Annotated in this window: 23 protein-coding genes; 17 read left to right on the top strand and 6 right to left on the bottom strand. The window is 42.2% G+C overall.

From position 1 onward, the window contains the following. Positions 1 to 97 precede the first annotated feature (97 nt). Entirely contained in the window at positions 98 to 658 is a 561-nt protein-coding gene (locus G7092_RS27250) for a hypothetical protein (RefSeq protein ID WP_166094822.1), read from the top strand. Between the two features lie 272 nt (positions 659 to 930). On the opposite strand, the gene G7092_RS27245 is transcribed toward G7092_RS27250, so the two are convergent. From G7092_RS27245 to rsmA, 3 genes are all read right to left on the bottom strand, one after another. Next, positions 931 to 2,031, bottom strand: a complete 1,101-nt coding sequence (locus G7092_RS27245) for an alkaline phosphatase family protein (protein WP_202985441.1) — start codon at positions 2,029 to 2,031, stop codon at positions 931 to 933. Next, positions 2,028 to 2,237 carry an alkaline phosphatase family protein gene (locus tag G7092_RS30570; RefSeq protein WP_202985440.1) on the bottom strand — a complete coding sequence of 70 codons (210 nt, stop codon included), beginning with the start codon at positions 2,235 to 2,237 and terminating at the stop codon, positions 2,028 to 2,030. Before G7092_RS30570 ends, G7092_RS27245 begins: the two co-directional genes overlap by 4 nt. 674 nt (positions 2,238 to 2,911) lie before the next feature. Continuing rightward, positions 2,912 to 3,700, bottom strand: a complete 789-nt coding sequence (gene rsmA, locus G7092_RS27240) for a 16S rRNA (adenine(1518)-N(6)/adenine(1519)-N(6))-dimethyltransferase RsmA (RefSeq protein WP_166094820.1) — start codon at positions 3,698 to 3,700, stop codon at positions 2,912 to 2,914. Between the two features lie 219 nt (positions 3,701 to 3,919). Between rsmA and pdxA the strand changes: the two genes are divergently transcribed. The 15 genes from pdxA to G7092_RS27165 all read left to right on the top strand — a co-directional run bounded on the left by pdxA (position 3,920) and on the right by G7092_RS27165 (position 18,785). Continuing rightward, positions 3,920 to 4,975, top strand: a complete 1,056-nt coding sequence (gene pdxA, locus G7092_RS27235; protein WP_166094817.1) for a 4-hydroxythreonine-4-phosphate dehydrogenase PdxA — start codon at positions 3,920 to 3,922, stop codon at positions 4,973 to 4,975. Between the two features lie 81 nt (positions 4,976 to 5,056). Continuing rightward, positions 5,057 to 6,241 (top strand): DUF5009 domain-containing protein, encoded by a 1,185-nt coding sequence (locus G7092_RS27230; protein ID WP_166094815.1) that lies wholly within the window; start codon positions 5,057 to 5,059, stop codon positions 6,239 to 6,241. A 252-nt stretch (positions 6,242 to 6,493) separates the two neighbouring features. Beyond that, positions 6,494 to 7,018 carry a YceD family protein gene (locus tag G7092_RS27225; RefSeq protein WP_166094813.1) on the top strand — a complete coding sequence of 175 codons (525 nt, stop codon included), beginning with the start codon at positions 6,494 to 6,496 and terminating at the stop codon, positions 7,016 to 7,018. A gap of 14 nt (positions 7,019 to 7,032) precedes the next feature. Beyond that, positions 7,033 to 7,224 (top strand): 50S ribosomal protein L32, encoded by a 192-nt coding sequence (gene rpmF / locus G7092_RS27220; RefSeq protein ID WP_076373869.1) that lies wholly within the window; start codon positions 7,033 to 7,035, stop codon positions 7,222 to 7,224. Positions 7,225 to 7,240: 16 nt separating this feature from the next. Continuing rightward, positions 7,241 to 8,179, top strand: a complete 939-nt coding sequence (gene plsX, locus G7092_RS27215) for a phosphate acyltransferase PlsX (RefSeq protein ID WP_166094812.1) — start codon at positions 7,241 to 7,243, stop codon at positions 8,177 to 8,179. An 11-nt stretch (positions 8,180 to 8,190) separates the two neighbouring features. Next, on the top strand, positions 8,191 to 9,180 hold the full coding sequence (locus G7092_RS27210; RefSeq protein WP_166094810.1) for a beta-ketoacyl-ACP synthase III: 990 nt from the start codon (positions 8,191 to 8,193) through the stop codon (positions 9,178 to 9,180). A gap of 175 nt (positions 9,181 to 9,355) precedes the next feature. After that, positions 9,356 to 9,835 carry an acetyl-CoA carboxylase biotin carboxyl carrier protein gene (gene accB / locus G7092_RS27205; RefSeq protein WP_166094809.1) on the top strand — a complete coding sequence of 160 codons (480 nt, stop codon included), beginning with the start codon at positions 9,356 to 9,358 and terminating at the stop codon, positions 9,833 to 9,835. Between the two features lie 130 nt (positions 9,836 to 9,965). Beyond that, positions 9,966 to 11,300 carry an acetyl-CoA carboxylase biotin carboxylase subunit gene (gene accC / locus G7092_RS27200; protein WP_166094807.1) on the top strand — a complete coding sequence of 445 codons (1,335 nt, stop codon included), beginning with the start codon at positions 9,966 to 9,968 and terminating at the stop codon, positions 11,298 to 11,300. A 72-nt stretch (positions 11,301 to 11,372) separates the two neighbouring features. Next, complete coding sequence (gene tatC, locus G7092_RS27195) at positions 11,373 to 12,236, top strand: twin-arginine translocase subunit TatC (RefSeq protein ID WP_166094806.1); 864 nt, start codon at positions 11,373 to 11,375, stop codon at positions 12,234 to 12,236. Positions 12,237 to 12,567: 331 nt separating this feature from the next. After that, entirely contained in the window at positions 12,568 to 13,002 is a 435-nt protein-coding gene (gene rpiB / locus G7092_RS27190) for a ribose 5-phosphate isomerase B (RefSeq protein WP_166094804.1), read from the top strand. A gap of 74 nt (positions 13,003 to 13,076) precedes the next feature. Continuing rightward, on the top strand, positions 13,077 to 14,648 hold the full coding sequence (locus G7092_RS27185) for a M28 family peptidase (RefSeq protein WP_166094803.1): 1,572 nt from the start codon (positions 13,077 to 13,079) through the stop codon (positions 14,646 to 14,648). A gap of 119 nt (positions 14,649 to 14,767) precedes the next feature. Continuing rightward, positions 14,768 to 16,159 (top strand): LutB/LldF family L-lactate oxidation iron-sulfur protein, encoded by a 1,392-nt coding sequence (locus tag G7092_RS27180; protein WP_166094801.1) that lies wholly within the window; start codon positions 14,768 to 14,770, stop codon positions 16,157 to 16,159. Between the two features lie 24 nt (positions 16,160 to 16,183). Continuing rightward, positions 16,184 to 16,729, top strand: coding sequence for a dihydrofolate reductase family protein (locus G7092_RS27175; RefSeq protein WP_166094800.1), 546 nt, complete (start codon positions 16,184 to 16,186; stop codon positions 16,727 to 16,729). A gap of 220 nt (positions 16,730 to 16,949) precedes the next feature. Beyond that, a complete protein-coding gene (locus G7092_RS27170; protein WP_166094798.1) occupies positions 16,950 to 17,933 on the top strand; it encodes a pyruvate dehydrogenase complex E1 component subunit beta in 984 nt (327 codons plus the stop codon). 357 nt (positions 17,934 to 18,290) lie between these two features. After that, positions 18,291 to 18,785, top strand: coding sequence for a hypothetical protein (locus G7092_RS27165; protein ID WP_166094796.1), 495 nt, complete (start codon positions 18,291 to 18,293; stop codon positions 18,783 to 18,785). A gap of 104 nt (positions 18,786 to 18,889) precedes the next feature. Here the strand turns inward: G7092_RS27165 and G7092_RS27160 are convergent, their stop codons facing one another. Beyond that, the gene (locus G7092_RS27160) at positions 18,890 to 19,543 is read right to left on the bottom strand and encodes a metal-dependent transcriptional regulator (protein ID WP_166094795.1); all 654 of its coding nucleotides are present in this window, start codon (positions 19,541 to 19,543) and stop codon (positions 18,890 to 18,892) included. A gap of 123 nt (positions 19,544 to 19,666) precedes the next feature. On the opposite strand from G7092_RS27160, the gene G7092_RS27155 reads away from it, so the two are divergent. Continuing rightward, positions 19,667 to 22,132 (top strand): TonB-dependent receptor, encoded by a 2,466-nt coding sequence (locus G7092_RS27155; protein WP_166094794.1) that lies wholly within the window; start codon positions 19,667 to 19,669, stop codon positions 22,130 to 22,132. A gap of 61 nt (positions 22,133 to 22,193) precedes the next feature. Here the strand turns inward: G7092_RS27155 and G7092_RS27150 are convergent, their stop codons facing one another. Together G7092_RS27150 and G7092_RS27145 are read right to left on the bottom strand one after the other, a co-directional pair. Continuing rightward, positions 22,194 to 22,820, bottom strand: a complete 627-nt coding sequence (locus G7092_RS27150) for a hypothetical protein (protein ID WP_166094793.1) — start codon at positions 22,818 to 22,820, stop codon at positions 22,194 to 22,196. 230 nt (positions 22,821 to 23,050) lie between these two features. Beyond that, on the bottom strand, positions 23,051 to 23,560 hold the full coding sequence (locus G7092_RS27145) for a hypothetical protein (RefSeq protein WP_166094792.1): 510 nt from the start codon (positions 23,558 to 23,560) through the stop codon (positions 23,051 to 23,053). Position 23,561 lies beyond the last annotated feature (1 nt).

Raw genomic sequence — 23,561 nt, 5'->3', positions numbered from 1 at the left:
TGGCACGGGAATAGCTTTATAAGTCTGGAGTACTGAGTATTAAGTATGGAGTTTTTGGTTATAACTTAATACTCACAACTTAAAATTAATGACAAAGATGAAATTAATCAAAATAAAAAAGCTGGGCGCCGACATCAAACACCAGGCCGAAAAGCTGGCCGATAGCGGCTTTAAACAAATATTTACTCATATAGATCAGCTCAAGATAAAAAAAGGGGTTGATACGATGGGGTTGGATAAGTTTATAAACCAATGCGCGATGATGGCAGCGGGCTCGGGTGCTGTTGCAGGCAGTGGCGGTATGATCACGCTTATAGCCGGTTTGCCTATTGATTTTGCCAACCTCATTACCCAGCAATTTAGGGTAACTATGGCCATTATGTATTATAATAAGGGCAGTTACCAAATTGAATTTAATGATTTCATGGGTCTGGTTGCCACTTCGTTAAGTGTGGAGGCTGGCGTAGCCATATCCAAAACCATGATGGAGGGCATTGCCGAAAAATTCCTGATGGTACTGGGCACCCGTACTGCCGAAAGAATGGTACCCGTGGTGGGCGCCGTAATTGGTGGCACGGCCAATTATCTGTTCATTAAACGCATGGCCGAAATGGTGAAGAAAATGCAGGATGCGCCGGTGGTGATACCGATAGATTAGCCCCCTAACCCCCTGAAGGGGGAACGATATTCTTATTTGCTCCCGCGAGATTAGCGATAGCGTATCTCGTGGGCTGCATATGGTAAGCTTCCAGCTTACGTCAGCTGAAGCCATGTGTACCACGAGCTGAAAGCTCACGAGGGCAAAAGAAGCATAAGATTTGTCATGCTGAATGCAGTGAAGCATCTATTGTTGAACTTTTCAATTGTAGAATAGATCCTTCGTTCCTCAGGATGACAAAGAATATGTAAAGCCGTCCGAATAATAGTCAACTATTCCAATAACCCCTCCGGTATTTTTCCATCCACTTTTGAAAACGGAATACCCAGCAGTTTTACCATAATGGGTGTCATATCGCGCAGATTCATTTCTTCGATCACAGCGCCTTTCCGGATGCCGGGGCCATGGGCGATGAGACCGGTAAGGATATTTTTGGTGTCGGGGAAATACCCGTGTGTGCCGCCTTTACCGGGTTTTACAGCATTGCCCGTACTGGCATTGCCAAATGCAGCGTCATGCTCGCCGGTAAGCGCGAAGGCAACATTGGGGTTATAACCGCCTTTGGTTAATTGTTCTTTGCTGATAATACGATAATATTGTTTAACGTTATCGGGTTGTGCGTCCAGTAATGCTTTTACTTTATCGGCGGTAGCTTTATCAGCAGGATCCTTCAGGTACAGGTAAGCAGATCCGCCGGAGGCATTGAATTGGGCTTTCCAGTCGCCGGTTTTCAGATCGGTGATCAAGCCGGCTTCTTTGAGCCATACATTGGGCGAGATCGTCTTTTTTACATCGTAAAACCCATGGTCGCCACCTATGAGCAATACGGTGCTTTCCCATATACCTGCTGCTTTCAGGGCATCTACAATAATACCCACGGCAGCATCAGCATCGGCTACCGCTTCCCGTACATGTGGTCCGTAACGCCCTTCGGTATGTTGCGCACCGTCTACAGAAAATACGTGAATGGTCATAAGCCCGGGCTTACTTTTCTTGATTACATAAGCGGCTATTTGAGCTATGTTCTGATTCTTTCCCGCATCTATTACGTCAACGCCACCAAACACTTCTTTCTTTACCTCGGCATAAAAACCCTGTGGTAACGAATACTGCTCGCGAACCCCATCGCCCAGGCCGCCTATGTCCGGGATGTTGTAATCAACCGGGGCATTGGCCGATACGGGCCAGTAGAGCGAAGCAACGGTCATGCCCTTTTCTTTGGCAGCTTTCCAGATGGTAGGGGCATGAATGGAGCTATCCTGCCAGTAGGGCTGTTGTGGCGCACCATCGGGGGTAAATATATTGTTATAAAATATGCCATGTTTTACAGGCTGCACACCCGTAACGATAGTGGTATGTGAAGGATAGGTCATGGAAGGGATACGCTGTTTACGCCTTTGGCATAAGCTCCGTTTTTCATCAGCGCGCGCAGGTTAGGCGTTTGCCACCCGCTGTCGAGATAAAAATCGGGTCGTAGCCCGTCAATGGTCAAAAAGATAACGTGTTTGGCGGTTTGTGCCATCAGTCGCCCTGTTATCATAAACAAGGCCAGTAGTGCTATGGAGAATTGCTTTTTCATATGGTATTGAACCGATTAGGGTTTTGCGGGAGTAGGGGAATCCACGAACAGATAAAAAGAACAGCGCAAAAGTGTTGGTAATCCTGTTAACTTTTTATGATATTATGATTATTTAATTTGCTTGAAGTGGGTAGTTCAATTTAGGGTTACGGAAAAATTGCTTTTACCTTAAATAGTTTGTAGGAGGCACCTACGGAGCCATAAATAAATGTTTTCTGTCTATAAACAGGTTACTCCTCCGGAGTTTTGCAAATGACACAAACACAACTCCAGAGGAGTAACCTGTTTATAGATAAAATATAGAAGGAGCATGGGCTCCGTAGGTGCCTCCTATTTTAAAAGCAATCTCCCATACGGTTATACATAATCAGTGCCGGAGTCAAAAAAATTACTTATCTTTATATGTAAACAGCAGGCCTGCTTCCTTTATCAAAGGGAGCAGGCCTGTTTAGTTAAGAAAAAATGAGGTCCAAAACTGACCGTTTGGTGTGTAATAAAATGGTTGTCAATTATTTAATACTTTTTAAAGTTTTAAAAGCACATCAAAACCATGTTGGAATTTGTTAAAAAGTGTTAAAATCGAGTTTTTTAGAGCTTTTTTGAGCTCATTTTCCCCCGTTTTTGATCGGGATTTTGTTAAAATCCGGGGTTTAAAAAGTTTTTTCGAGTAGATTTTATTGATGGTTTCGACCTGCAGCTACTTCGTTGGTTAGTTTTACAAAATCGGCAACGGTGAGGCGTTCGGCCCGCAGATCGAGGGTGGTATTGCCTGCCATCTGTTCTTTATTGATCAATGATGATATGGCATTACGCAGGGTTTTACGGCGTTGGTTAAAACCGGCTTTTACAATTTGCCAGAATAGTTTTTCGTCGCAGTCCAGTGCTTCTGCGCTATTCCGCGTCAGCCTGATTACTGCCGAAAGTACCTTGGGCGGCGGATTAAACACCCCCGCTTTTACGGTAAACAGGTATTCTACCTTATAATAGGCCTGCAAAAACACGCTCAGGATGCCATATTCCTTACTACCGGCCTTGGCAGTACAACGTTCGGCCACTTCCTTCTGAAACATGCCAACTACTTCCACTACCTGCTGGCGGTTGTCGAGCACTTTAAATAATATCTGGGAGGATATATTATAGGGGAAATTGCCAATAATAGCCAGCGGACCCTGGAATACGCCTTTAAAATCCATCTCCAGAAAGTCGGCATTAATGAGGCGGTTGCCGAGTTGAGGGTATTTTTTTTGTAGAAACTGGTATGATTCCTCATCAATATCGATTAGAGACACTTCATACTCGGTCTTCTGCAATAAAAAGTCGGACAGGATACCCATCCCCGGGCCAACTTCCAGTACGTGTTGGTAACGGCCATCTGGTTTCAGGCTGTCCACAATTTTAGCTGCGATATTTTTATCTGTCAGAAAATGTTGCCCTAAATGTTTTTTTGCCCTTACCAACGTCATTATTAATCAAATATTTGAGCAAATTAAGGCATATTTGTGCTTTATTCGGGAACTATAAGCTTAAAATCTTTTATTTGCAGTAAAAAAAGCCAAAAGCCCAAGGCCAAAAGCATAAAGTTTAAGGCCAGGTTTAACATAAATATAAACAGATTATGGTCAGTGAAATTGCCTCAAAATCGGTGAAATCCTGTAGTAATCAGTGTAATCATACATAATAACATGAGCGATAAAATTAAAGTAGGGATAAGCATAGGTGATGTAAATGGCATTGGATTAGAAATAATTATAAAAACACTGGCAGACGCCCGCATTTATGATTATTGTACCCCCATTGTTTACGGGCATACTAAGGTAGCTTCGTTTCATCGTCGTGCAACCCAGGTTAATGAGCTTAATTTTCATGTTATTAATGATCCGTCGCAATCGCAATCCAAAAAGCCCAACATGATCAATTGCTGGGAAGAGGATGTGAAAATTGAAATGGGCCAGGTTACCGAGGCCGGTGGAAAATACGCCTTTATCTCTTTGGAGCGCGCCACTTTTGATCTGAAGGAAGGTTATATTGATGCCCTGATCACAGCGCCTATCAATAAAGACAACATACAAAGCGACCAGTTTAATTTTCCGGGTCATACCGAATATTTACAACAGCGCGATGGCGCAGCTGAATCGCTGATGTTCCTGGTGAGCGATACCCTGCGGGTTGGTGTTGTAACCGGACATATTCCTATCAGCAAGGTATCTGAAAGTATTAACGGCGAAAAAATACTGGCCAAGCTTAAGCTGATGAACCATAGCCTGCAAAATGATTTCTGGATACGCAAACCCAAAATAGCAGTGCTGGGCCTTAACCCACATGCCAGCGATAACGGACTGATTGGCAGCGAAGAAAAAGAAGTGATTATCCCGGCCATTGAAGAGGCCCGTAATAATGATATACTGGCATTTGGCCCATACTCGGCCGACGGTTTTTTTGCCAATGGAACTTATTTGCAATTTGATGCGGTGCTGGCTATGTATCACGACCAGGGACTTATTCCTTTTAAGCAAATAGCTTTTGAATCGGGAGTTAACTTTACCGCAGGCTTAAACTTTGTACGCACTTCGCCCGATCATGGTACCGCTTATGATATTGCGGGTAAAAACCAGGCTTCGGAAATATCATTCCGCGAGGCGCTGTTTACAGCTATACATATTGTAAAACATCGCCGCGAAACCTTGGAGTTGAATGAAAATCCGCTGGTATTTACCAAACTGAGTCGTGACAGGGACTAAAATCCGCTCTGTAATAATAATGTTTCAATTTAATTAACGTTAGATTAAAACATTTGCTTAGTTATCGCATTTACCACTTTAATGAATGATTTTTTTAGTCGAGTCCGATCCATTGACGCTTTCCGTGCGGTAACAATGTTCCTGATGATATTTGTGAATGACCTCGACGGAATTCCAAATACACCAAATTGGCTCAAACATGCTGGCGAAAACGTTGATGCTTTAGGTTTAGCCGATACTATTTTTCCTGCGTTTTTATTTATCGTAGGTTTATCTATACCCTTTGCATTTCAAAACAGACTTAAAAAAGGTGATTATAAACTGCTGTGGCGCATTGCAACCCGTTCGTTCGCGTTGGTATTTATTGGCTTTTATCATGCCAATATGGAGACTTATAATGAAGTTACAACACTGCTGCCCAAGCCCGTTTGGGAAAGCCTGGTTACGTTTAGCTTTTTCTTTATATTTTTAGATTACAGTAAAGATACCTCCAATCTTAAACGGTACATATTACAGGGTTTCGGTATTGCGTTGCTCCTGGCCATGTCTATCCTCTATAAAACCAGCGATCCGGGCCATACCTGGCTGCATTTTACGTGGTGGGGTATCTTGGGGTTGATTGGCTGGGCATATCTGCTTTGTGCACTGATATATTATTATTCGGGCGGGTATTTATGGATCCAGGCAGCGGCATGGATATTCTTCATGTTCTTTAATATCGATTTCCACTTTGGTTTCCTTAACTTCCTGGCTCCACTACAGAAATATGTATGGATAGCCGGCAATGGGGCCATGCAGGCCTTTACCATGTCTGGTGTGTTTGTATCTGTGCTGTATATGCGGCTTAAGGCTAATAATGAGCTTAAACTGTTATGGGCTGCCTTGTTCATGATCGCTATCATTATGTTTAACATGGGCTTTATTGTACGATACTTTAGTGGTGGTATCTCCAAGGCTCGTGATACCCCTTCATGGGTGCTCATTTGTACAGGTATTAGCTTGGTGATGTATGCAATTTTTATTTACGTGGTTGATTTTAAACATAAATACAACTGGTTCAAGATCATTGAACCAGCCGGTACCAATACATTTACCTGTTATATTGTACCTTTTTTGTTTTACCCCATATATGAAATGAGCAACCTGGGCTATCCCGAATATCTGAATCAGGGAACCGGCGGATTAATTAAGTGTATCATATTTGCATTTGTAATGGTTTGGCTTACAGGATTGCTTGATAAGATCAATATCCGGCTTAAAATATAGTTTCAAACACAAAGTCACTATTTGCTTTAAGCCCTTGGTTTGGCACTTTAAGCTAAAAAAGAACCTGTTAAATTTCAAATACCGAAATGGTATTTGGTTTATATTGTGCCGTATTTTTGATAATTAGCCTTGTAGATTACAATATTATCTTTACCTTTAACCGTTAGTATTTTATCCCGTCCATAATCAAATTAAAAAAACAGTTTCCAATTGTAGTATTTTTCCCTACATTTGCGGGCTAATTGTTGCTCATTGAAATCGCTTAGAACATATTCGATTCCTTTTACAGGGCTTAAACTGGGAAAACACCGGTTTGAATACGCTGTTGACGATGCTTTTTTTGACGAGTTTGATTACTCGCTGGTAAAAAAAGCTAATCTGCAGTGCCTGGTAGAATTAGATAAGCAGGAAACCATGCTGATACTGGATTTCCACATCAGCGGAACTGTTAATACCACCTGCGACAGGTGCTTAGCCGAATATCCGCAACCGTTGGATATAACCGAGCAGCAGATTGCCAAGTTTAGCGACGAGGTGATTGATGAAGATGACGAGATCATCACCCTGAATAAAAATGATCATGAGATCAATATAGCAGGGTTAATATATGAATATATAAACGTTGCCATGCCATTTATATCGGTATGCGGCGATGAGGGTAACACCTCTTATTGTGATAAAGAGATGCTCGAAAAGTTAAATAACCTTTCGGGAAATGAAGGACAAAATGAGCAGACAGACCCGCGGTGGGATGTACTCAGAAAAATAAATAAATAACAAATAACAGGATCATGCCACATCCAAAACGTAAAATATCCAAATCAAGAAGAGATAAGCGTAGAACACACTACAAAGCTGAAGCTCCAACTTTAACTACCTGCCAAACTACAGGTGCCGTGCATTTACCGCACAGAGCTTATACTGTTGATGGTAACGTTTACTACAACGGTAAATTACTGATAGAGAAAGCAGCAGTAGCATAAGTTTAATTTTCTGAAAATGAAGATTGGCTTAGATATTATGGGCGGTGATTTTGCTCCCAAAGCAGCCGTTTTAGGGGCAATCGAAGCTTATAAGGCTTTATCTGCCGACCAAAAACTGGTGCTCATCGGGGATAAAGAAATTGCCGCCACTATTCTTCAGGAAAATAATGTGAGCCCGGATCACTTTGAGTTTGTACATACAACCGAAGTGATAGGTATGGGCGAACATCCTACAAAGGCGATTGTTCAAAAACCAGATTCGAGTATTTCGGTTGGGTTTCAATTGCTTAAGGAGGGACAGATACAGGCTTTTTCTTCAGCTGGTAATACCGGCGCCATGCTTGTTGGTGCCATGTTCAGCGTAAAAACCATTCCCGGCGTTATTCGTCCGGCTATGACCACTATTGTACCCAAACTTAAAGGAGGTTTGGGTATTTTGTTGGATGTAGGTGCCAATGCCGATTGTAAACCAGATGTTCTGGTGCAGTTTGGCGTGCTGGGCAGTTTACTCGCGCAGTCGGTATATGATATCAACAATCCGCGTGTAGCGTTAATGAACATCGGCGAAGAAGAAGAAAAAGGTAATATCCTGAGTCAGGCCACCTACCCTTTAATGAAAGAAACATCCCTGTTTAACTTTGTAGGTAACGTTGAAGGACGCGACCTGTTTAGTGAAACTGCTGATGTGTATGTATGTGATGGCTTTACCGGTAACGTCATATTAAAGCTGGCCGAATCGTTTTATGTGATAACACGAAAGAAACAGCTTAAAGATGAGTTTTTTGACCGGTTTAATTACGAACAATACGGTGGCAGCCCTATTCTGGGTGTAAATGCACCGGTAGTTGTAGGCCATGGCATCTCAAGTCCCGAAGCTATCAAAAACATGATCCTTTTATCAAAAAACATGATTGAGAGCAATCTGGTTGACAAAATTAAACAAGCTTTTCAGTAAAAAGATAAAAGATGAGTAAAATTCATGCTGCTATTACTGCTGTACATGGTTACGTTCCCGACTATATCCTTACCAACCAGGAGCTTGAAACTCTGGTTGATACCAACGATGAGTGGATTGTAAGCCGTACCGGCATTAAGGAGCGCCGTATACTTAAAGGCGAAGGCTTGGGTACATCTGATATGGCAGTTCCCGCGGTTAATGGCTTGTTAAAAAAACGGGGAATAAGTGCCGAGGAAATTGACCTGGTTATTTTTTGCACAACTACGCCCGATATGCCATTTCCGGCAACAGCAAACATCCTGGCCAACAAAATTGGCGCGGTGAATGCATGGGGTTTCGACCTTCAGGCAGCCTGTTCAGGTTTTATATTTGGCCTTACCACAGGTGCCCAGTTTATTGAAAATGGTAAACATAAAAAGGTACTGGTAGTTGGCGGCGATAAAATGTCGTCGATAATTAATTATGAGGATCGCGCCACCTGCATTATTTTTGGTGATGGTTGCGGCGCAGTGTTGCTTGAGCCTAATACCGAAGGCTATGGCATTATGGATTCTATCCTGAAAAGCGATGGCTCCGGGGCACAATATTTACATCAAAAGGCCGGAGGTTCTGTAAAACCAGCAACGCATGAAACCGTGGAGGCCCGTGAGCATTTTGCTTATCAGGAAGGTCCTGCAGTATTTAAATTTGCGGTAACCAACATGGCCGATGTGGCTCACGAAGTAATGGAGCGCAATAGCCTGGTGGCTGATGATGTTGCCTGGTTGGTGCCTCATCAGGCCAATAAGCGGATCATTGATGCTACAGCCAGCCGTACCGGGTTAAGTGCCGATAAGGTGATCATCAATATTGAACGTTATGGTAACACAACTAATGGAACAATACCATTATGTTTGTGGGAGTGGGAGAGCAAGTTTAAAAAAGGCGATAATCTTATTTTAGCGGCATTTGGAGGCGGATTTACCTGGGGTTCTATTTATTTAAAATGGGCTTATTAAGTGTACAGGTCAGAAAAATAAAACATCTGTTCATTTTAATATGTTACTTAATTTATAGCTAAATCATAAAAAACATTTGCACATTTGCAGTCTGCATATTTGCATATTGCCAGTTTGCACATTATCATATTAACTTAGATAATAAACTTTATCCAAAACCACTCAATCCCAAAGTATGGATATTAAACAAATTCAGGACCTTATTCGTTTTGTTTCAAAATCAGGCGTAAACGAAGTGTCAATTGAGCAAAAAGATTTTAAGATTACCATAAAAACCAATGAGGTACAACCGCAGGTTATTCATGCAAGTATCCCGGCACAAACTGCTCCGGTAGCATTACCGGTTGCTCCGGTTGCCCAGGCAGCAGCACCTGTGGCTACTCCTGCTACCCCGGCAGCGGAGGATACCTCAAAGTATCTTACTATCAAATCGCCAATGATCGGCACTTTTTACCGTTCGGCTAGTCCTGACAAGCCATTATTTGTAAATGTTGGCGATGAGATAAAAACAGGCAGTGTTGTTTGCATTATCGAAGCCATGAAACTTTTCAACGAGATCGAATCTGAAATTTCAGGTCGTATTGTCAAAGTATTGGTTGACAATGCATCTCCTGTTGAATACGATCAACCTTTATTTTTAGTAGAACCAGTTTAGATGTGCAGATGTGCGGATTTCAAATGTGCAGATGATCTTAACTCATTTGCACATTTGCAGTAAACACAATTGAACATCAATCATTAATATTTTCATCTGCATATTTGCATATTTGCACATCAAAAAGACCATGTTTAAAAAAATATTAATAGCTAACCGGGGTGAGATTGCCTTACGTATTATTCGTACCTGCAAAGAGATGGGTATAAAAACCGTAGCTGTATATTCAACTGCCGACCGTGATAGCCTTCATGTACGTTTTGCTGATGAGGCTGTTTGCATTGGCCCGCCACCAAGCCGTGATTCATACTTAAGTATCCCAAATCTTATTTCGGCGGCCGAGCTTACCAATGCCGATGCTATACATCCAGGCTATGGCTTCCTGTCTGAAAACGCTAAATTTTCGGCTATTTGTGCCGATTATGGCATCAAATTTATTGGCGCTACTGCCGAGCAGATCAACCAAATGGGTGATAAGGCATCAGCTAAAGACACCATGAAAAAAGCCGGTGTACCTATTGTACCTGGTTCAGACGGTTTGCTTACCGATGTAAAACAAGGTATTTCTATAGCCAACAAAATAGGTTATCCTATTATATTAAAAGCAACTGCCGGTGGCGGTGGCCGTGGTATGCGTATTGTTTGGAAAGATGAAGAGTTTGAAAATGCCTGGGATTCGGCCCGTGCCGAGTCTGGTGCTGCCTTTGGCAACGACGGTCTTTACCTGGAAAAATATGTACAGGATCCACGCCATATCGAGATACAGGTAGTGGGCGATCAGTATGGTAAAGTATGCCACCTTTCTGAACGCGATTGTTCAATTCAACGCCGTCACCAGAAACTGGTAGAGGAATCACCATCGCCATTCATGACCGAAAAACTGCGTAAGAAAATGGGGGAGGCTGCTATAAAAGGAGCCAAAGCCGTTAAATATGAAGGTGCCGGTACCGTAGAATTTTTGGTTGATAAAGACCGTAATTTCTACTTTATGGAAATGAACACCCGTATCCAGGTAGAGCACCCGGTTACAGAAGAAGTAATCAACTTTGACCTGATCAAAGAACAGATCAAAGTTGCGGCAGGCATCCCTATTTCGGGCAAAAACTACGAGCCAACCATGCATGCTATTGAGTGCCGTATCAATGCCGAGGATCCTTTTAATGGTTTCCGTCCATCACCAGGTAGAATAACCAATTTCCATTCACCTGGTGGCCACGGTGTGCGTATCGATACACATGTATATACCGGTTACGTGATCCCACCTAACTATGATTCGATGATAGCCAAAGTGATTTGCGTAGCGCAAACCCGTGATGAAGCACTGAGTACCATGGAGAGAGCATTAAGTGAATTTGTGATAGAAGGTGTAAAAACAACTATACCATTTCACCTTAAATTATTGCAGGATCCTAACTTCCGTGCTGGTAATTTCACCACCAAGTTTATGGAAACCTTTGAATTTTAAAATAAATTCAAACTATCTTCATATAATTAAACGTACTTAGCACAATAGCGTTTTTACAGCGGTATTTAAACCATGAGCGATAACAAACTAATTAAGGCCATCAAAGACAAAGGCAAAACGATGGAAGCAGAAATGTCTTTCTTCGATCATTTGGAGGCGCTGAGATGGCATTTAGTAAGGGCGTCAATAGCCATTGTAATATTTACCGCTGTAGTATTTTATTATTACGACTGGATTTTTGATACGGTGATCATGGGCCCAAGCAGGCCTACCTTCTGGACCTATCGTATGCTTTGTAATATTGGTGCAGCTTTACACCGCTCCGGATTTTGTATTGATAAAATCAATATACATCTTCTTAATACCGAAATGGCGGGCCAATTCACCTTACAGATCAATTCGGCGCTCCTTATAGGTATTACTATGGGGGTTCCTTACCTCATCTGGGAGATTTGGCGCTTTGTAAAGCCTGCCCTGCATGAAAAAGAACGTAAAGCCGCTACTGGATTTGTTTTTTACGCCTGTATACTGTTTTTCCTGGGTGTGATGTTTGGGTACTATGTTATTACCCCCATGTCTATTAATTTTTTATCAGGCTATACGGTCAGCACACAAATTGAGAATAAGTTCACAGTTGATTCTTATTTATCGTCGGTTGCTACCCTCACCCTGGCAACTGGTTTGGTATTTCAGTTACCCATTCTGGTTTACATATTATCAAACCTGGGTATCTTAACGCCTAAATTCATGCGTGAAACACGCAGGTACGCTATTGTGATCATCCTGATCATAGCAGCGGTGGTAACTCCAACACCTGATATGTTAACCATGACTGTAGTAAGTATCCCGTTATTTATACTTTACGAAGTAAGTATTGTAGTGGCAGGCTTGGTTGAGAAAAGAAAAATAAAACGCCACGAAGAAGTAATGTCATAACCAGATATGCACACGACATATAAAAAAGCTGCCCCTTAAGGGCGGCTTTTTTATTTAAAAACATGGTTTACATAAATTCGCTATTTTACTGCAAGAAAATACCGTAATTAATTGATTGTCAATTATATAAAATCATGTTAACCCAAAAAAGTGTAAACCCATGTAAACCCACTTTTTAAGCAGGTAGGCAGTTTGTGCGGTCAAAATGCCCTACACTTCCGGAGAGCATTTAAGCGGATCTTATGTTGAAAGCCTTACTATGTTAAATTGGCATATCAGCACATCTAAATAATTTGCACATTTGTATCTTAACTTAACACTTATTTAACTGATGAAAGAAGGGCTAAAGATTGCCATTGGCGCCGACCACGCCGGCTTTGATTATAAACAGGCTTTGCTGGAAACCGTAACCGCAGCTGAGTTAAAAGATTTTGGCACCTATTCCAATGCCTCGGCAGATTATCCCGACTTTGCCCACCCCGTTGCCTCGGCAGTTGAAAGCGGTGAATTTGATCTGGGTATTTTGGTTTGCGGTAGTGCCAACGGCGTAGCCATTACGGCCAATAAACATCAGGGTATTCGCGCAGCCATCTGTTGGACAGTTGAACTGGCAGAACTGGCCCGGAAGCACAATGATGCCAATATTGTATGTATTCCTGCCCGCTTTATCAGCATTGATGAAGCCAATAAAATTGTAGCAGCTTTTCTGAATACAGATTTTGAGGGTGGCCGCCACGCCACGCGCGTAGGTAAAATTGCCTGTTGATTAAGCTGAAAGCAAAAAGCTTAAGGCAGAAAGCCATGAATAAGAAATTCCATGAACATAACTAACCTATAAACATGAAACAAATATACCTGTGGGCCATTTCATCGGCATTTGCTTTAAATGCCTGTGCCCAGCAAAACCCAACAATTGTAAAATACGCCAAGCTAATCACCGCTGATGATGCCAAAAAGCATTTGAGCATAATAGCATCTGATGCGTTTGAAGGCCGTGAAACCGGCAAACCCGGAGCTGAGAAAGCTGCGAATTATATTGCAGCAGAATTTAAAAGATTAGGCTTACAAGCCCCGGTAAACGGGTCTTATTTCCTGGATGTGCCGCTTACAGAAAATGCGCTTAGAGTAACGGATTTTACCGTAAACGGAAAAGCGTTTACCTATGCTAAAGACTTTTACCTCATTGGTACCTATCCTGATAATAGCCTGACCGCAAATGAAATCGTATTTGTGGGTTATGGAACCGAAAGTGAGATAGGTAATACCGATTTGACCGGGAAAATATTGCTTTGGGTAAATGAAGATAAACCGGAAGCGGGATCTACCCCCAATACAAGTTATCGCATGACGGCTATCCGTACCAGGATCATTAAAAATCTCCAAAACAAAAAGCCTTTGGCTATACTTGCCGCCAATCCAGGCATTGCTGCTGCCTTGACCCGTTTTGGTAACAGTATGACAAGTCCGCGTTTAACTATTAAAAAGGAAGGCGGCGCATCGCAAAACGCCAATGCCCCGGTATTTCAAATTACCATTAATCTGGCAGATGATCTGGTAAAGGCAAGTGGCAAAACTTATGATCAGTTAAAAACGGCCTCGGCTTCAGCTGTCAACCAACCTTTGACTGTAAAAACCGACATCGCCCTGAAATATCATACCGAAAAGAAGGATGTAAAAGCAGTTGATGTATTAGGATACATGCCGGGTACCGATCTTAAGGATGAGGTGTTGGTATTTTCGGCTCACTATGACCATATCGGTTTAAACCTGGATCCAAATGCTAAGGATAAGGTAAATAACGGTGCCGATGATGATGGCTCCGGTACTACCGGCATATTGGAAATTGCCCGTGCGTTTTCACAAGCTAAAAAGGACGGCCATGGCCCACGTCGTAGTATCCTGTTTTTAGGTAATGTTGGTGAAGAAAAAGGTTTATTGGGATCGGAATACTACTCTGAGCATCCGGTTTTCCCATTGGCTAATACGATTACCGATCTGAACATTGATATGATTGGTCGTGTGGGTGAAGAATATATAGGTAAACCTGACTCGGCTAATTATGTTTATGCCATAGGATCATCTATGCTGAGTAAAGAACTACATGAAGTTGGAGAGAATGCCAATAATACTTATACCAAGCTGCATTTGGATTATAAGTATGACGATCCAAACGATCCAAACCGGTTTTACTATCGCAGCGATCACTACAATTTTGCCAAACATGGCGTGCCTATTATATTTTACTTTAACGGAGTGCATGCCGATTATCACCAGCCTGGCGATGAAGTGAGCAAGATCAACTTTCCATTACTAGCTAAACGTGCGCAACTGGTATTTTATACTGGCTGGGATCTGGCGAACCGGGATAAACGCCCTTTTGTGGATGGTAAAGTATCTGAAGAAACCAGATAATAATCAGGTTCATAAAATTAAAAAAGAGGCGCATGTTTGCGCCTCTTTTTTTGCTGTGTTAAAAACTTAATCAACCGTTCAATAATCAACCAATATAAAAAAAAACTAAATTCGCATATATGGGAAGCACTGCGGAAGAGTTTTTGGTAGCCTCTGAAGAGAAGGCATTTGATGTTGATCACCGCCGTATTATCAATAATAACATTGATAAATACAGCACCGCTGTGGAACGTGGCCTTTCCCGCATTACTAATCTTGAAAACGCCAAACGTAAGGGGCATGTGATCAAATGGAAGGTAATGGAAAACCTGGATAAGTTTTTACCAGAGTTTGAAGCCAACTTCCAAAAACGTGGCGGAAAAGTAATCTGGGCCAATGATGCAGAAGAAGCCAATCGCGAGATACTAAGTATCATCCGCAAAGCCAACGCCAAAACTGTCGTCAAATCAAAATCAATGGTTACCGAGGAGATTCATTTAAATGAGTTTCTGGAAAGTAATCAGATTGAGTCGTTAGAAACTGATCTGGGCGAATACATTGTGCAGCTTTTGGGGCAAAAGCCTTATCATATAGTTACCCCGGCCATGCATCTCAGCAAAGAGGATATAGCCAAACTATTCCACGAACGTTTCGGTACTCCGATTGATGCCACGCCAGAGCAACTGACCCTTAAAGCGCGCGAATTACTGCGCGAGAAATATCTGCAAGCCGATATTGGTATTACTGGAGCCAACTTTTTACTGGCTGATACGGGCAGCATCGCCATTAGTGAAAACGAAGGGAATGCCCGTTTATGCACTACGTTCCCTAAAATACACATTGCAATCGTCGGTATCGAAAAATTGATCCCATCCATCGCCGATCTCGACCTGTTCTGGCCCATATTATCCACCCATGGCACCGGGCAAAATCTCACGGTTTATAACACCATTTTAAGCGGCCCGCGCCAGCCGAATGAAACCGATGGCCCCGATGAAATGTATGTGATATTGTTAGATAATGGCCGTACTAACCTGTTAGCCCAAAAAGAACAGCGTCAGGGGTTATACTGTATACGTTGTGGTGCCTGCTTAAACGTTTGTCCTATTTACAAAAACATAGGCGGTCATACCTACAATACCACTTATAGCGGTCCTATTGGCTCCATTATTACGCCACATACCAGGGGAATGGGGGAATTTAAACACTTAAGCTATGCTTCCAGTTTATGCGGCAGGTGTACCGAGGTTTGCCCAGTTAAGATCGATATTCACAAAATGTTGTTGCTTAACCGGCGCGATGCGGTAAAAGAACATCTGGTTACCACCAAAGAACGCTGGGGGTGGAGCATCTGGACAAAAGGTATGCTCAAGCGTAAGCTCACCGACTTTTTTGGCGGTAAAATGAAAAACTTCCTGCTCAAAACCTTCTTTAAAAAGACATGGGGACACCTGCGGGATATGCCCAATGTTGCCGAAAAATCCTTCAGTAAACAGTGGCAGGAAAAGAACCGCGTTCAGGAAGACGAATAAATCTATACTATATCCCATACTACCATGCGAAAAATAATTTTGAACCTGGCTTTAAGCCTCGATGGATATATTGAAGGCCCTAATGGTGAGTATGATTGGTGTTTTGCCGATCAGGATTATGGCATGACCGAGTTTTTAGGTAATACCGACGCCATATTTCTTGGTCGCAAAAGTTACGAAATGCTCATGAGCGCAAGCCCCGAAGTATTCTCGGCAATTAAAATGTACGTTTTTTCGAATACCTTAAAGCAAGTTGGTGCTAACGCAGAAATTATTACCGAGGCTGATTTTAAAAGCCGTATAGAAGAAATCAGGCATCAACCCGGAGCAAATATCTGGTTGTTTGGCGGGGCAGAACTGGTATCGGCATTTATAGCTCATAACATGATCAACGAAATGTTGATATCCGTGCACCCTGTAATTTTAGGCGCAGGCAAACCACTTTTTATCAATATAAAAGAACGAACAGAACTCACATTGATCGGCAGCGAACAATTCAGCAGTGGGTTAGTGCAGTTGAAGTATACTCTTAAACCCAAGTTTGATATGAATATGTTGGGTAATCTGTAAAAATCAAAACTTCAAAAGGATACCATTTACAGCCTTAAAGATATCGTCGGCCAGATTTTTCAAGGATGGAAATTTCATTGGTACAAGGTTTATTTATCCAATGTACTGATTTTTGTAAAATATATGCGGTAAAACCCTATCTGCACCTGCTTGGGGATTGCATTTTACACATTAGTGTTTATATTTGCGGTCGCAAAAAACATCATTTTATATAAATATAATGAGAGAAATACAGTTCAGAGAAGCGCTAAGAGAGGCCATGGTCGAAGAAATGCGCAACGACGATAAAATATACCTGATGGGTGAAGAGGTTGCCGAATATAATGGCGCCTACAAAGTAAGCCAGGGTATGCTGGATGAATTTGGTGCCAAACGCGTTATTGATACGCCCATCTCTGAATTAGGCTTTGCCGGTATCGGCATTGGCTCTGCCATGAATGGTTTGCGCCCGATCATCGAGTTCATGACCTTTAACTTTTCGTTAGTGGCTATCGACCAGATCATCAACGGTGCAGCCAAGATCATGTCTATGAGCGGTGGCCAGTTCTCGGTTCCGATCGTTTTCCGCGGCCCTACAGGTAACGCGGGTATGCTAAGCTCACAACACAGTCAGTGTTTTGAAAACTGGTATGCCAACTGCCCGGGTTTAAAAGTGGTAGTACCATCAAATCCTTACGATGCTAAAGGTTTACTAAAATCAGCTATTCTTGATCCGGATCCGGTTATTTTCATGGAATCTGAATTAATGTATGGTGATAAAGGCGAAGTTCCTGAAGAAACTTATTATATACCACTAGGCAAAGCGAAAGTGGTTAAAGAAGGTACGGATGTTACTTTAGTAGGCTTTGGCAAGATCATGAAAGTGGTTATCGCTGCAGCTGCCGAGCTTGAAAAAGAAGGTATCCATGCTGAAGTGATCGACTTACGTACTGTACGTCCTATTGATTATGCTACTGTGATTGAATCGGTTAAAAAAACAAACCGTTTAGTGATCATCGAAGAAAGCTGGCCTTTAGGCTCAATAGCTACTGAGGTTGCTTTTAAAGTACAAAAAGACGCGTTTGATTACCTTGATGCACCTATATTACGCATCATGGGTGGCGACGTTCCACTGCCTTATGCACCAACCCTGATCCAGGAATACCTGCCAAATCCGGAGCGTGTTATTAAAGCGGTTAAAGAAGTAATGTACGTTGCTAAATAATAACGCTATAGAGATATTGCAAAAAGCCCCGACCGATTGGTCGGGGCTTTTTTATTTGCCTATAATTTAAAAGACGGATTAAGGATAATCCCTGAAAAGCGAGCCATTTTATTAAAAAGTGGGTTTACATGGGTTTACACTTTTTACAGTCAATATTGATCTAACTTATTTATTATCAACAAATTAACTAAAATTCGCCCTCAAATAGTGTAAACCCAGATTTTGGCTAAATTTAGATCCCTTCAGAGTCCCCCCAACTTATTTTGCCATCTTTCCTAACAATAAATTTACCATCATTTTACCATGAAGAGGAACTGATATTATTTAATTACCTATTTTAGCTAATAAATCATCGGTATGCAATACTTCAATCCTAAAACATTAAAGTCAATATTCCTAATAGCAATAGCTATTATTATTTGTAGCAGCGTTTATGCGCAAACCCCAGCGGCATCCACTGCTGCCAAAGCGCCTGCTGCTACCGGAGCTACGGTTTATATTGACAAGTTTTTTAAAACTTATGAAAAAGATGGTACCTCCAGAGCTATCATCAACATTTTTAAAACCAATCCATTGGTTGATTCAACGAGCTTGAGGGGGTTGATCGCCAAAATTGATACCACCCGGGCTTTAATCGGCTTGTACATTGGCAAGGAATTGATTGTACAACGCAAGGCGTCAAACAGCCTGATCTTGTATAGTTACCTGGTAAAACACCAGAATCAACCGGTACGTTTTACCTTTATGTTTTACAAGCCAAAAAATGATTGGTTAATATATCGCCTGTATTTTGACGATCAGGTTGATAATGAACTGGAAGAATCGGCCAAGATAAATGGAAAAACGCCGTAAAAAGAGCTTAAGGCAGAAAGCCAAAGGTCTAAAGCATTTACGCTTTAGGCCTTTTTATTATTTCTTATATAGCTTTAAGCTTTTTCCCTTGAGCTTTCAGCTCTTTAGTCTACCAGGATATTCTCTCCAAATTTTTGCGATACGGTAGTGCTTTCTTTATCATTGATGCTGATCACCAGCGAATTATCATAAGTTATTTTTTCGAGCAGTTTGATGTTGGTACCTATGCCAATATCCAATTTTTGCAGGTACTGTAAAAACGAGCTGCTGGTGTCTTTTACGGCAGCTACCCGGCAATTAGTGCCTGTTTTCAGATCGGCTAATGTTACCGAATAGGGTTTGGGAACTTTACCGTTTGCTTTTGGTATAGGGTCGCCATGAGGGTCATACTCCGGGAAACCGAGAAATTTATCCAGTCTATCGGCCAGGGTAGCATCATTGATATGTTCCAGCTCCTCGGCAATATCATGGATCTCATCCCAATGATATCCCAGCTTTTCCAACAAAAACACCTCCCAAAGCCGGTGACGACGAACAATCAATACAGCATCCTTTAAACCAACGGGGGTTAATTTTACGCCTTTTTTCTTGTCGTACTCTATCAACTGCTTGTCGGTCAGCTTACGGATCATATCCACTACCGATGCCGGGTTGTTTTTCAACGACTCGGCAATGGCTGTAGGCGTTATCTTAAAATTGGGTTGCTGGCTAAGCCGGTAAATTGATTTCAGGTAATTCTCTTCCGATAATGTGTACATCCACTTTTATGATTACACACAAACATAAATAAAACATAGCGTTAATTATAAAATTAGTCTTATCTAATTTTATATATTTAATTAATCAAATAAATTAAATATGTTTGCATAAATTTAAACTATATGCGAACACTGTTTTTACTTTTTATATTATTGATAACTAATCAACTTTTTGCCCAAAACGGAGTTTTAAAAGGGCATGTCACTGGTAATAATGAACCCTTATCATATGCCTCGGTGAGCATTAAAAGCCTGGGGAAAGGGGTAAGTACCAATACTAAGGGTTATTTCGAGATCAAAAACATTCCTCCGGGAACCTATGGCATTACTTTTACCAGCATCGGTTATGAAGCTGACACCATCCGAATTACCATTAACAACGATGAACCCGTTATAAAAAACGTGAGCCTGAAAGAAAAGCCATCCAAACTCAATGAAGTAGTAGTAACCGGGGTATCACGAGCTACTCAACTACGCAGTAACCCCGTGCCTATAACGGTAATGAGCAAAAAAGAGATTGAACAGCACGTAAACAATAATATCATCGATGCCATTATCAAAGGCGTACCTGGCGTAAGCGCGGTTACTACCGGCCCCAATATCTCTAAACCTTTTATACGGGGCCTGGGCTACAACCGGGTGTTAACCTTGTACGATGGTATACGCCAGGAAGGCCAGCAATGGGGGGACGAACACGGCATCGAGATAGATCAATACGGTATTGGTCGCGCAGAGGTGGTAAAAGGTCCGGCCAGCCTAACCTATGGCTCCGATGCTTTAGCCGGGGTGATCAACCTGATCCCCTATATTCCCAATGGCGACGATGGCAAACTTAATGGCGATTTCATAACCGATTATCATACCAACAACGGCATGATTGGTACCTCCATTGGTTTATCCTACAAGCAGAACAACTGGAAATACGCTTTTCGTGCCACAGCCAAAACTGCTCACGATTATCAGAATAAGATAGACGGTTTTGTATATAATACCGGTTTCCGAGAATTTAATCTGTCAGGCATCGCCCGGGTGGATAAATCATGGGGTTACTCACAAATTGGCGCTACACTATATGATAACCGACAGGAGATTCCCGATGGTAGCCGCGATTCCCTGAGCCGTCGTTTTACCAAACAGATCTATGAAGCCGGACAAGACGATATCAAAAACCGTCCTATAGTCTCCAACAGCGAATTGCGTTCTTATTCAATAGCGCCCTTGCATCAGCGTATACAGCATTACCGGGTATATAATACCAATTCTTTTAAAACCGGCGATGGCAGTATCAACACCTCATTGGGTTTTCAGCAAAGCATCCGCAGGGAATATGACCATCCAACCGTTCCGGAGCAAGCCGGCTTATACGTAGTACTCAACACAATTAATTATGATGTAAGATATAATCTGCCCAGCTTAGGTGGCGTGGAAACCACCGCGGGTATCAATGGCATGTACCAAACCAATCGCAGTAAAGCAGCCACTGATTTTCCGATACCCGATTATAACCTGTTTGATGCAGGAGGCTTCCTGTTTGCTAAAAAGAGCTTTGGTCGCATTGATATTTCCGGCGGTTTAAGGTACGATACCAGACACATTACCTGGAATAATTTTTATGTGGGTACAGATGCGCAAACCGGGTTTGGTAGGCAAGTACATTTGCCCGATACAGCGGGCGCCAGTTTGCAATTTCCGGCCTTTACGCATAATTACCGCGGCTTTTCGGGCAGTTTAGGCCTTACTTATAACATCAGCGATCGTCTGTTGCTCAAAGCTAATATTGCCAAGGGCTATCGGGCACCAAACATTACCGAAATTGGTTCAAACGGACTTGACCCTGGCGCCCATATTGTTTACCTGGGTAACCGCAGCTTTAATCCCGAATTTAGCCTGCAGCAGGATCTTGGTTTTATTGCTTATCTGCCCGATATGGACATCATTGCCGAAGTATTCAACAATAATATCAACAACTATATTTACCAGGCCAAACTGAACGACGCCAATGGCAATCCGGTTATTATTGTGCCTGGTAATAGTACTTATCAATACCAGCAATCAAAAGCCCGCCTTTATGGCGCCGAGTTGACGCTAAACCTGCATCCACAAAGTATCAAGTGGCTGGCATTAGATAACAGTATATCATACGTAAACGGTATCAACAAAAATCAGCGATTGATAGATGAGTATGGCGATGCTGCAAAGTACCTTCCTTTTATACCTCCTTTGCATATCCGGTCGGCATTAAGAGCAACGTTGCCCGGAACCTATGGCATATTCACTAAGCTAAATGCGCGTATTGAGGCCGATGGGTACGCAAATCAGAACCATTTCTATGCGTTGGATAATACGGAAACTTTCACTAAGGGATATACGCTGTTTAACGCGGGACTGGGTTTCACTATTAAAGCCGAAAAGGCAAAATCATCTTTTTATGAGTTTTTTATCCAGGGCGATAATTTATTTGATACCGCTTACCAGGCTAATTTGAACCGGTTAAAGTATTTTGAATATTACCAGGCGTCGCCCAACGGGCATATGGGCATTTATAATATGGGACGAAATTTGAGCTTTAAGGTTATTTTTCATTTCTAACTAAAACTCAAAAACGGGCTCCCTGCTAAAGGGAGCCCGTTTTTATGCACAAGATTTTTGATTAATGGTGTCCATGATCGCCATGACCTCCGCCGTGGTTTCCGTGGTCGCCACCGTGATTTCCACGATCTCCACCCCAGTTACCGCGTCCGTGACCGCGATCACCGCCCCAGTTGCCATGACCGCGATTACCACCCCAATTGCCGCCCCGATTACCCCAATGGTTGCCATTGTTGTAGTGCGGGCGTGCATAAGCTGTTCTGCGGGCGTAATTGCCATGCCAGTAATTAGCATAGCGTACATCACGACTATTGCGGATGATCACCTGGTCATGACGGCCTCTAAAGCCCGCATAATGATCCCTGTAATACCCGTGCCTTAACCATGGGTTACGATCATTGATCACCACTTTATAACCATTATACAGGTTGTAATGGCGGTAGCGTACAGGCAGGTATGCCCGATGTACCCAAATATTATTCTCAAAATATACATACTGATGGGTAGGCACATCATAATAGGTATCAATATCGGGCATATAATAGTAATTGGCATAATCATACCCTACTGGGCCCCAGGCCGGCTGGCTGCCAATATTTACGCCTAAACTTACACTAACCTGGGCGCTGGCGGTTTTGACGGCAAAGCAGCTAAGTAATAATGCTGCTGATAAAATGAGCTTTTTCATTTATAGATCTTTTAAGTGTTGATAAGGATCATGGTAAAAATCATTTAACTGAATTAGCAGGCCATGACCACCTATTTTATAACGTTGTTTGAATGTAGGACATTATTTATTGCTAAAAGTTTAAATTAAAACACCGGCAGGTTGGTTTACATTCAATTGAGACAATAGTACAAAAAACGAGCCCACCCATTATGGCAGACTCGTTTGTATATAAAAATTAACAACAATAATTAATTCCTGTGTCCGTCACCACCGTGGTCACGGTGATCATCATCGCGGTGATCATCTCTAACGGTTTTATGTACCACAACCCTGCGGCTGTTTCCACGGTCGCCTCTCCAATGGTTGGTATATTTCACCTCTTTGCTGTCGCGGATGATAGTTTGGTCACGGCGACCTCTATAACTTATATATTTTTTCCTGATCACATCATTATGAACCCAGGGAGAAGGTTGGTTTACTACTACTTTATAGCTGTGGTAAACATCATAATTGCCAAAACGCGGTGGCAGAGCCGCACCGTGTACCCATACATTATTGTTCATATAAACATATTGATGGGCATTCACGTCATAATAGGAGTCGATATCGGGCAGGTAATAATAATCGGCATGATCATAGCCTGTAGGGCCCCATTCTGGCTGGCTGCCAATATTGATACTTAAACTTATTTGAGCGCTGGCTATTTTTACTGATAAGCAGCTTAGCAGTATAATCGCAGTTAAAATGATCTTTTTCATT

It is taken from the genome of Mucilaginibacter inviolabilis, assembly GCF_011089895.1.
Classification (GTDB): domain Bacteria; phylum Bacteroidota; class Bacteroidia; order Sphingobacteriales; family Sphingobacteriaceae; genus Mucilaginibacter; species Mucilaginibacter inviolabilis.
Note: the sequence above shows the minus strand (reverse complement) of the source record. Positions and strands in the feature narration are given on the sequence as shown.

Bases quoted from the DNA above. Each gene is read 5' to 3' on its own strand.
- G7092_RS27250 (WP_166094822.1), top strand. From the start codon at position 98: ATGAAATTAATCAAAATAAAAAAGCTGGGCGCCGACATCAAACACCAG.
- G7092_RS27245 (WP_202985441.1), bottom strand. From the start codon at position 2,031: ATGACCTATCCTTCACATACCACTATCGTTACGGGTGTGCAGCCTGTA.
- G7092_RS30570 (WP_202985440.1), bottom strand. From the start codon at position 2,237: ATGAAAAAGCAATTCTCCATAGCACTACTGGCCTTGTTTATGATAACA.
- rsmA (WP_166094820.1), bottom strand. From the start codon at position 3,700: ATGACGTTGGTAAGGGCAAAAAAACATTTAGGGCAACATTTTCTGACA.
- pdxA (WP_166094817.1), top strand. From the start codon at position 3,920: ATGAGCGATAAAATTAAAGTAGGGATAAGCATAGGTGATGTAAATGGC.
- G7092_RS27230 (WP_166094815.1), top strand. From the start codon at position 5,057: ATGAATGATTTTTTTAGTCGAGTCCGATCCATTGACGCTTTCCGTGCG.
- rpmF (WP_076373869.1), top strand. From the start codon at position 7,033: ATGCCACATCCAAAACGTAAAATATCCAAATCAAGAAGAGATAAGCGT.
- plsX (WP_166094812.1), top strand. From the start codon at position 7,241: ATGAAGATTGGCTTAGATATTATGGGCGGTGATTTTGCTCCCAAAGCA.
- G7092_RS27210 (WP_166094810.1), top strand. From the start codon at position 8,191: ATGAGTAAAATTCATGCTGCTATTACTGCTGTACATGGTTACGTTCCC.
- accB (WP_166094809.1), top strand. From the start codon at position 9,356: ATGGATATTAAACAAATTCAGGACCTTATTCGTTTTGTTTCAAAATCA.
- accC (WP_166094807.1), top strand. From the start codon at position 9,966: ATGTTTAAAAAAATATTAATAGCTAACCGGGGTGAGATTGCCTTACGT.
- tatC (WP_166094806.1), top strand. From the start codon at position 11,373: ATGAGCGATAACAAACTAATTAAGGCCATCAAAGACAAAGGCAAAACG.
- rpiB (WP_166094804.1), top strand. From the start codon at position 12,568: ATGAAAGAAGGGCTAAAGATTGCCATTGGCGCCGACCACGCCGGCTTT.
- G7092_RS27185 (WP_166094803.1), top strand. From the start codon at position 13,077: ATGAAACAAATATACCTGTGGGCCATTTCATCGGCATTTGCTTTAAAT.
- G7092_RS27180 (WP_166094801.1), top strand. From the start codon at position 14,768: ATGGGAAGCACTGCGGAAGAGTTTTTGGTAGCCTCTGAAGAGAAGGCA.
- G7092_RS27175 (WP_166094800.1), top strand. From the start codon at position 16,184: ATGCGAAAAATAATTTTGAACCTGGCTTTAAGCCTCGATGGATATATT.
- G7092_RS27170 (WP_166094798.1), top strand. From the start codon at position 16,950: ATGAGAGAAATACAGTTCAGAGAAGCGCTAAGAGAGGCCATGGTCGAA.
- G7092_RS27165 (WP_166094796.1), top strand. From the start codon at position 18,291: ATGCAATACTTCAATCCTAAAACATTAAAGTCAATATTCCTAATAGCA.
- G7092_RS27160 (WP_166094795.1), bottom strand. From the start codon at position 19,543: ATGTACACATTATCGGAAGAGAATTACCTGAAATCAATTTACCGGCTT.
- G7092_RS27155 (WP_166094794.1), top strand. From the start codon at position 19,667: ATGCGAACACTGTTTTTACTTTTTATATTATTGATAACTAATCAACTT.
- G7092_RS27150 (WP_166094793.1), bottom strand. From the start codon at position 22,820: ATGAAAAAGCTCATTTTATCAGCAGCATTATTACTTAGCTGCTTTGCC.
- G7092_RS27145 (WP_166094792.1), bottom strand. From the start codon at position 23,560: ATGAAAAAGATCATTTTAACTGCGATTATACTGCTAAGCTGCTTATCA.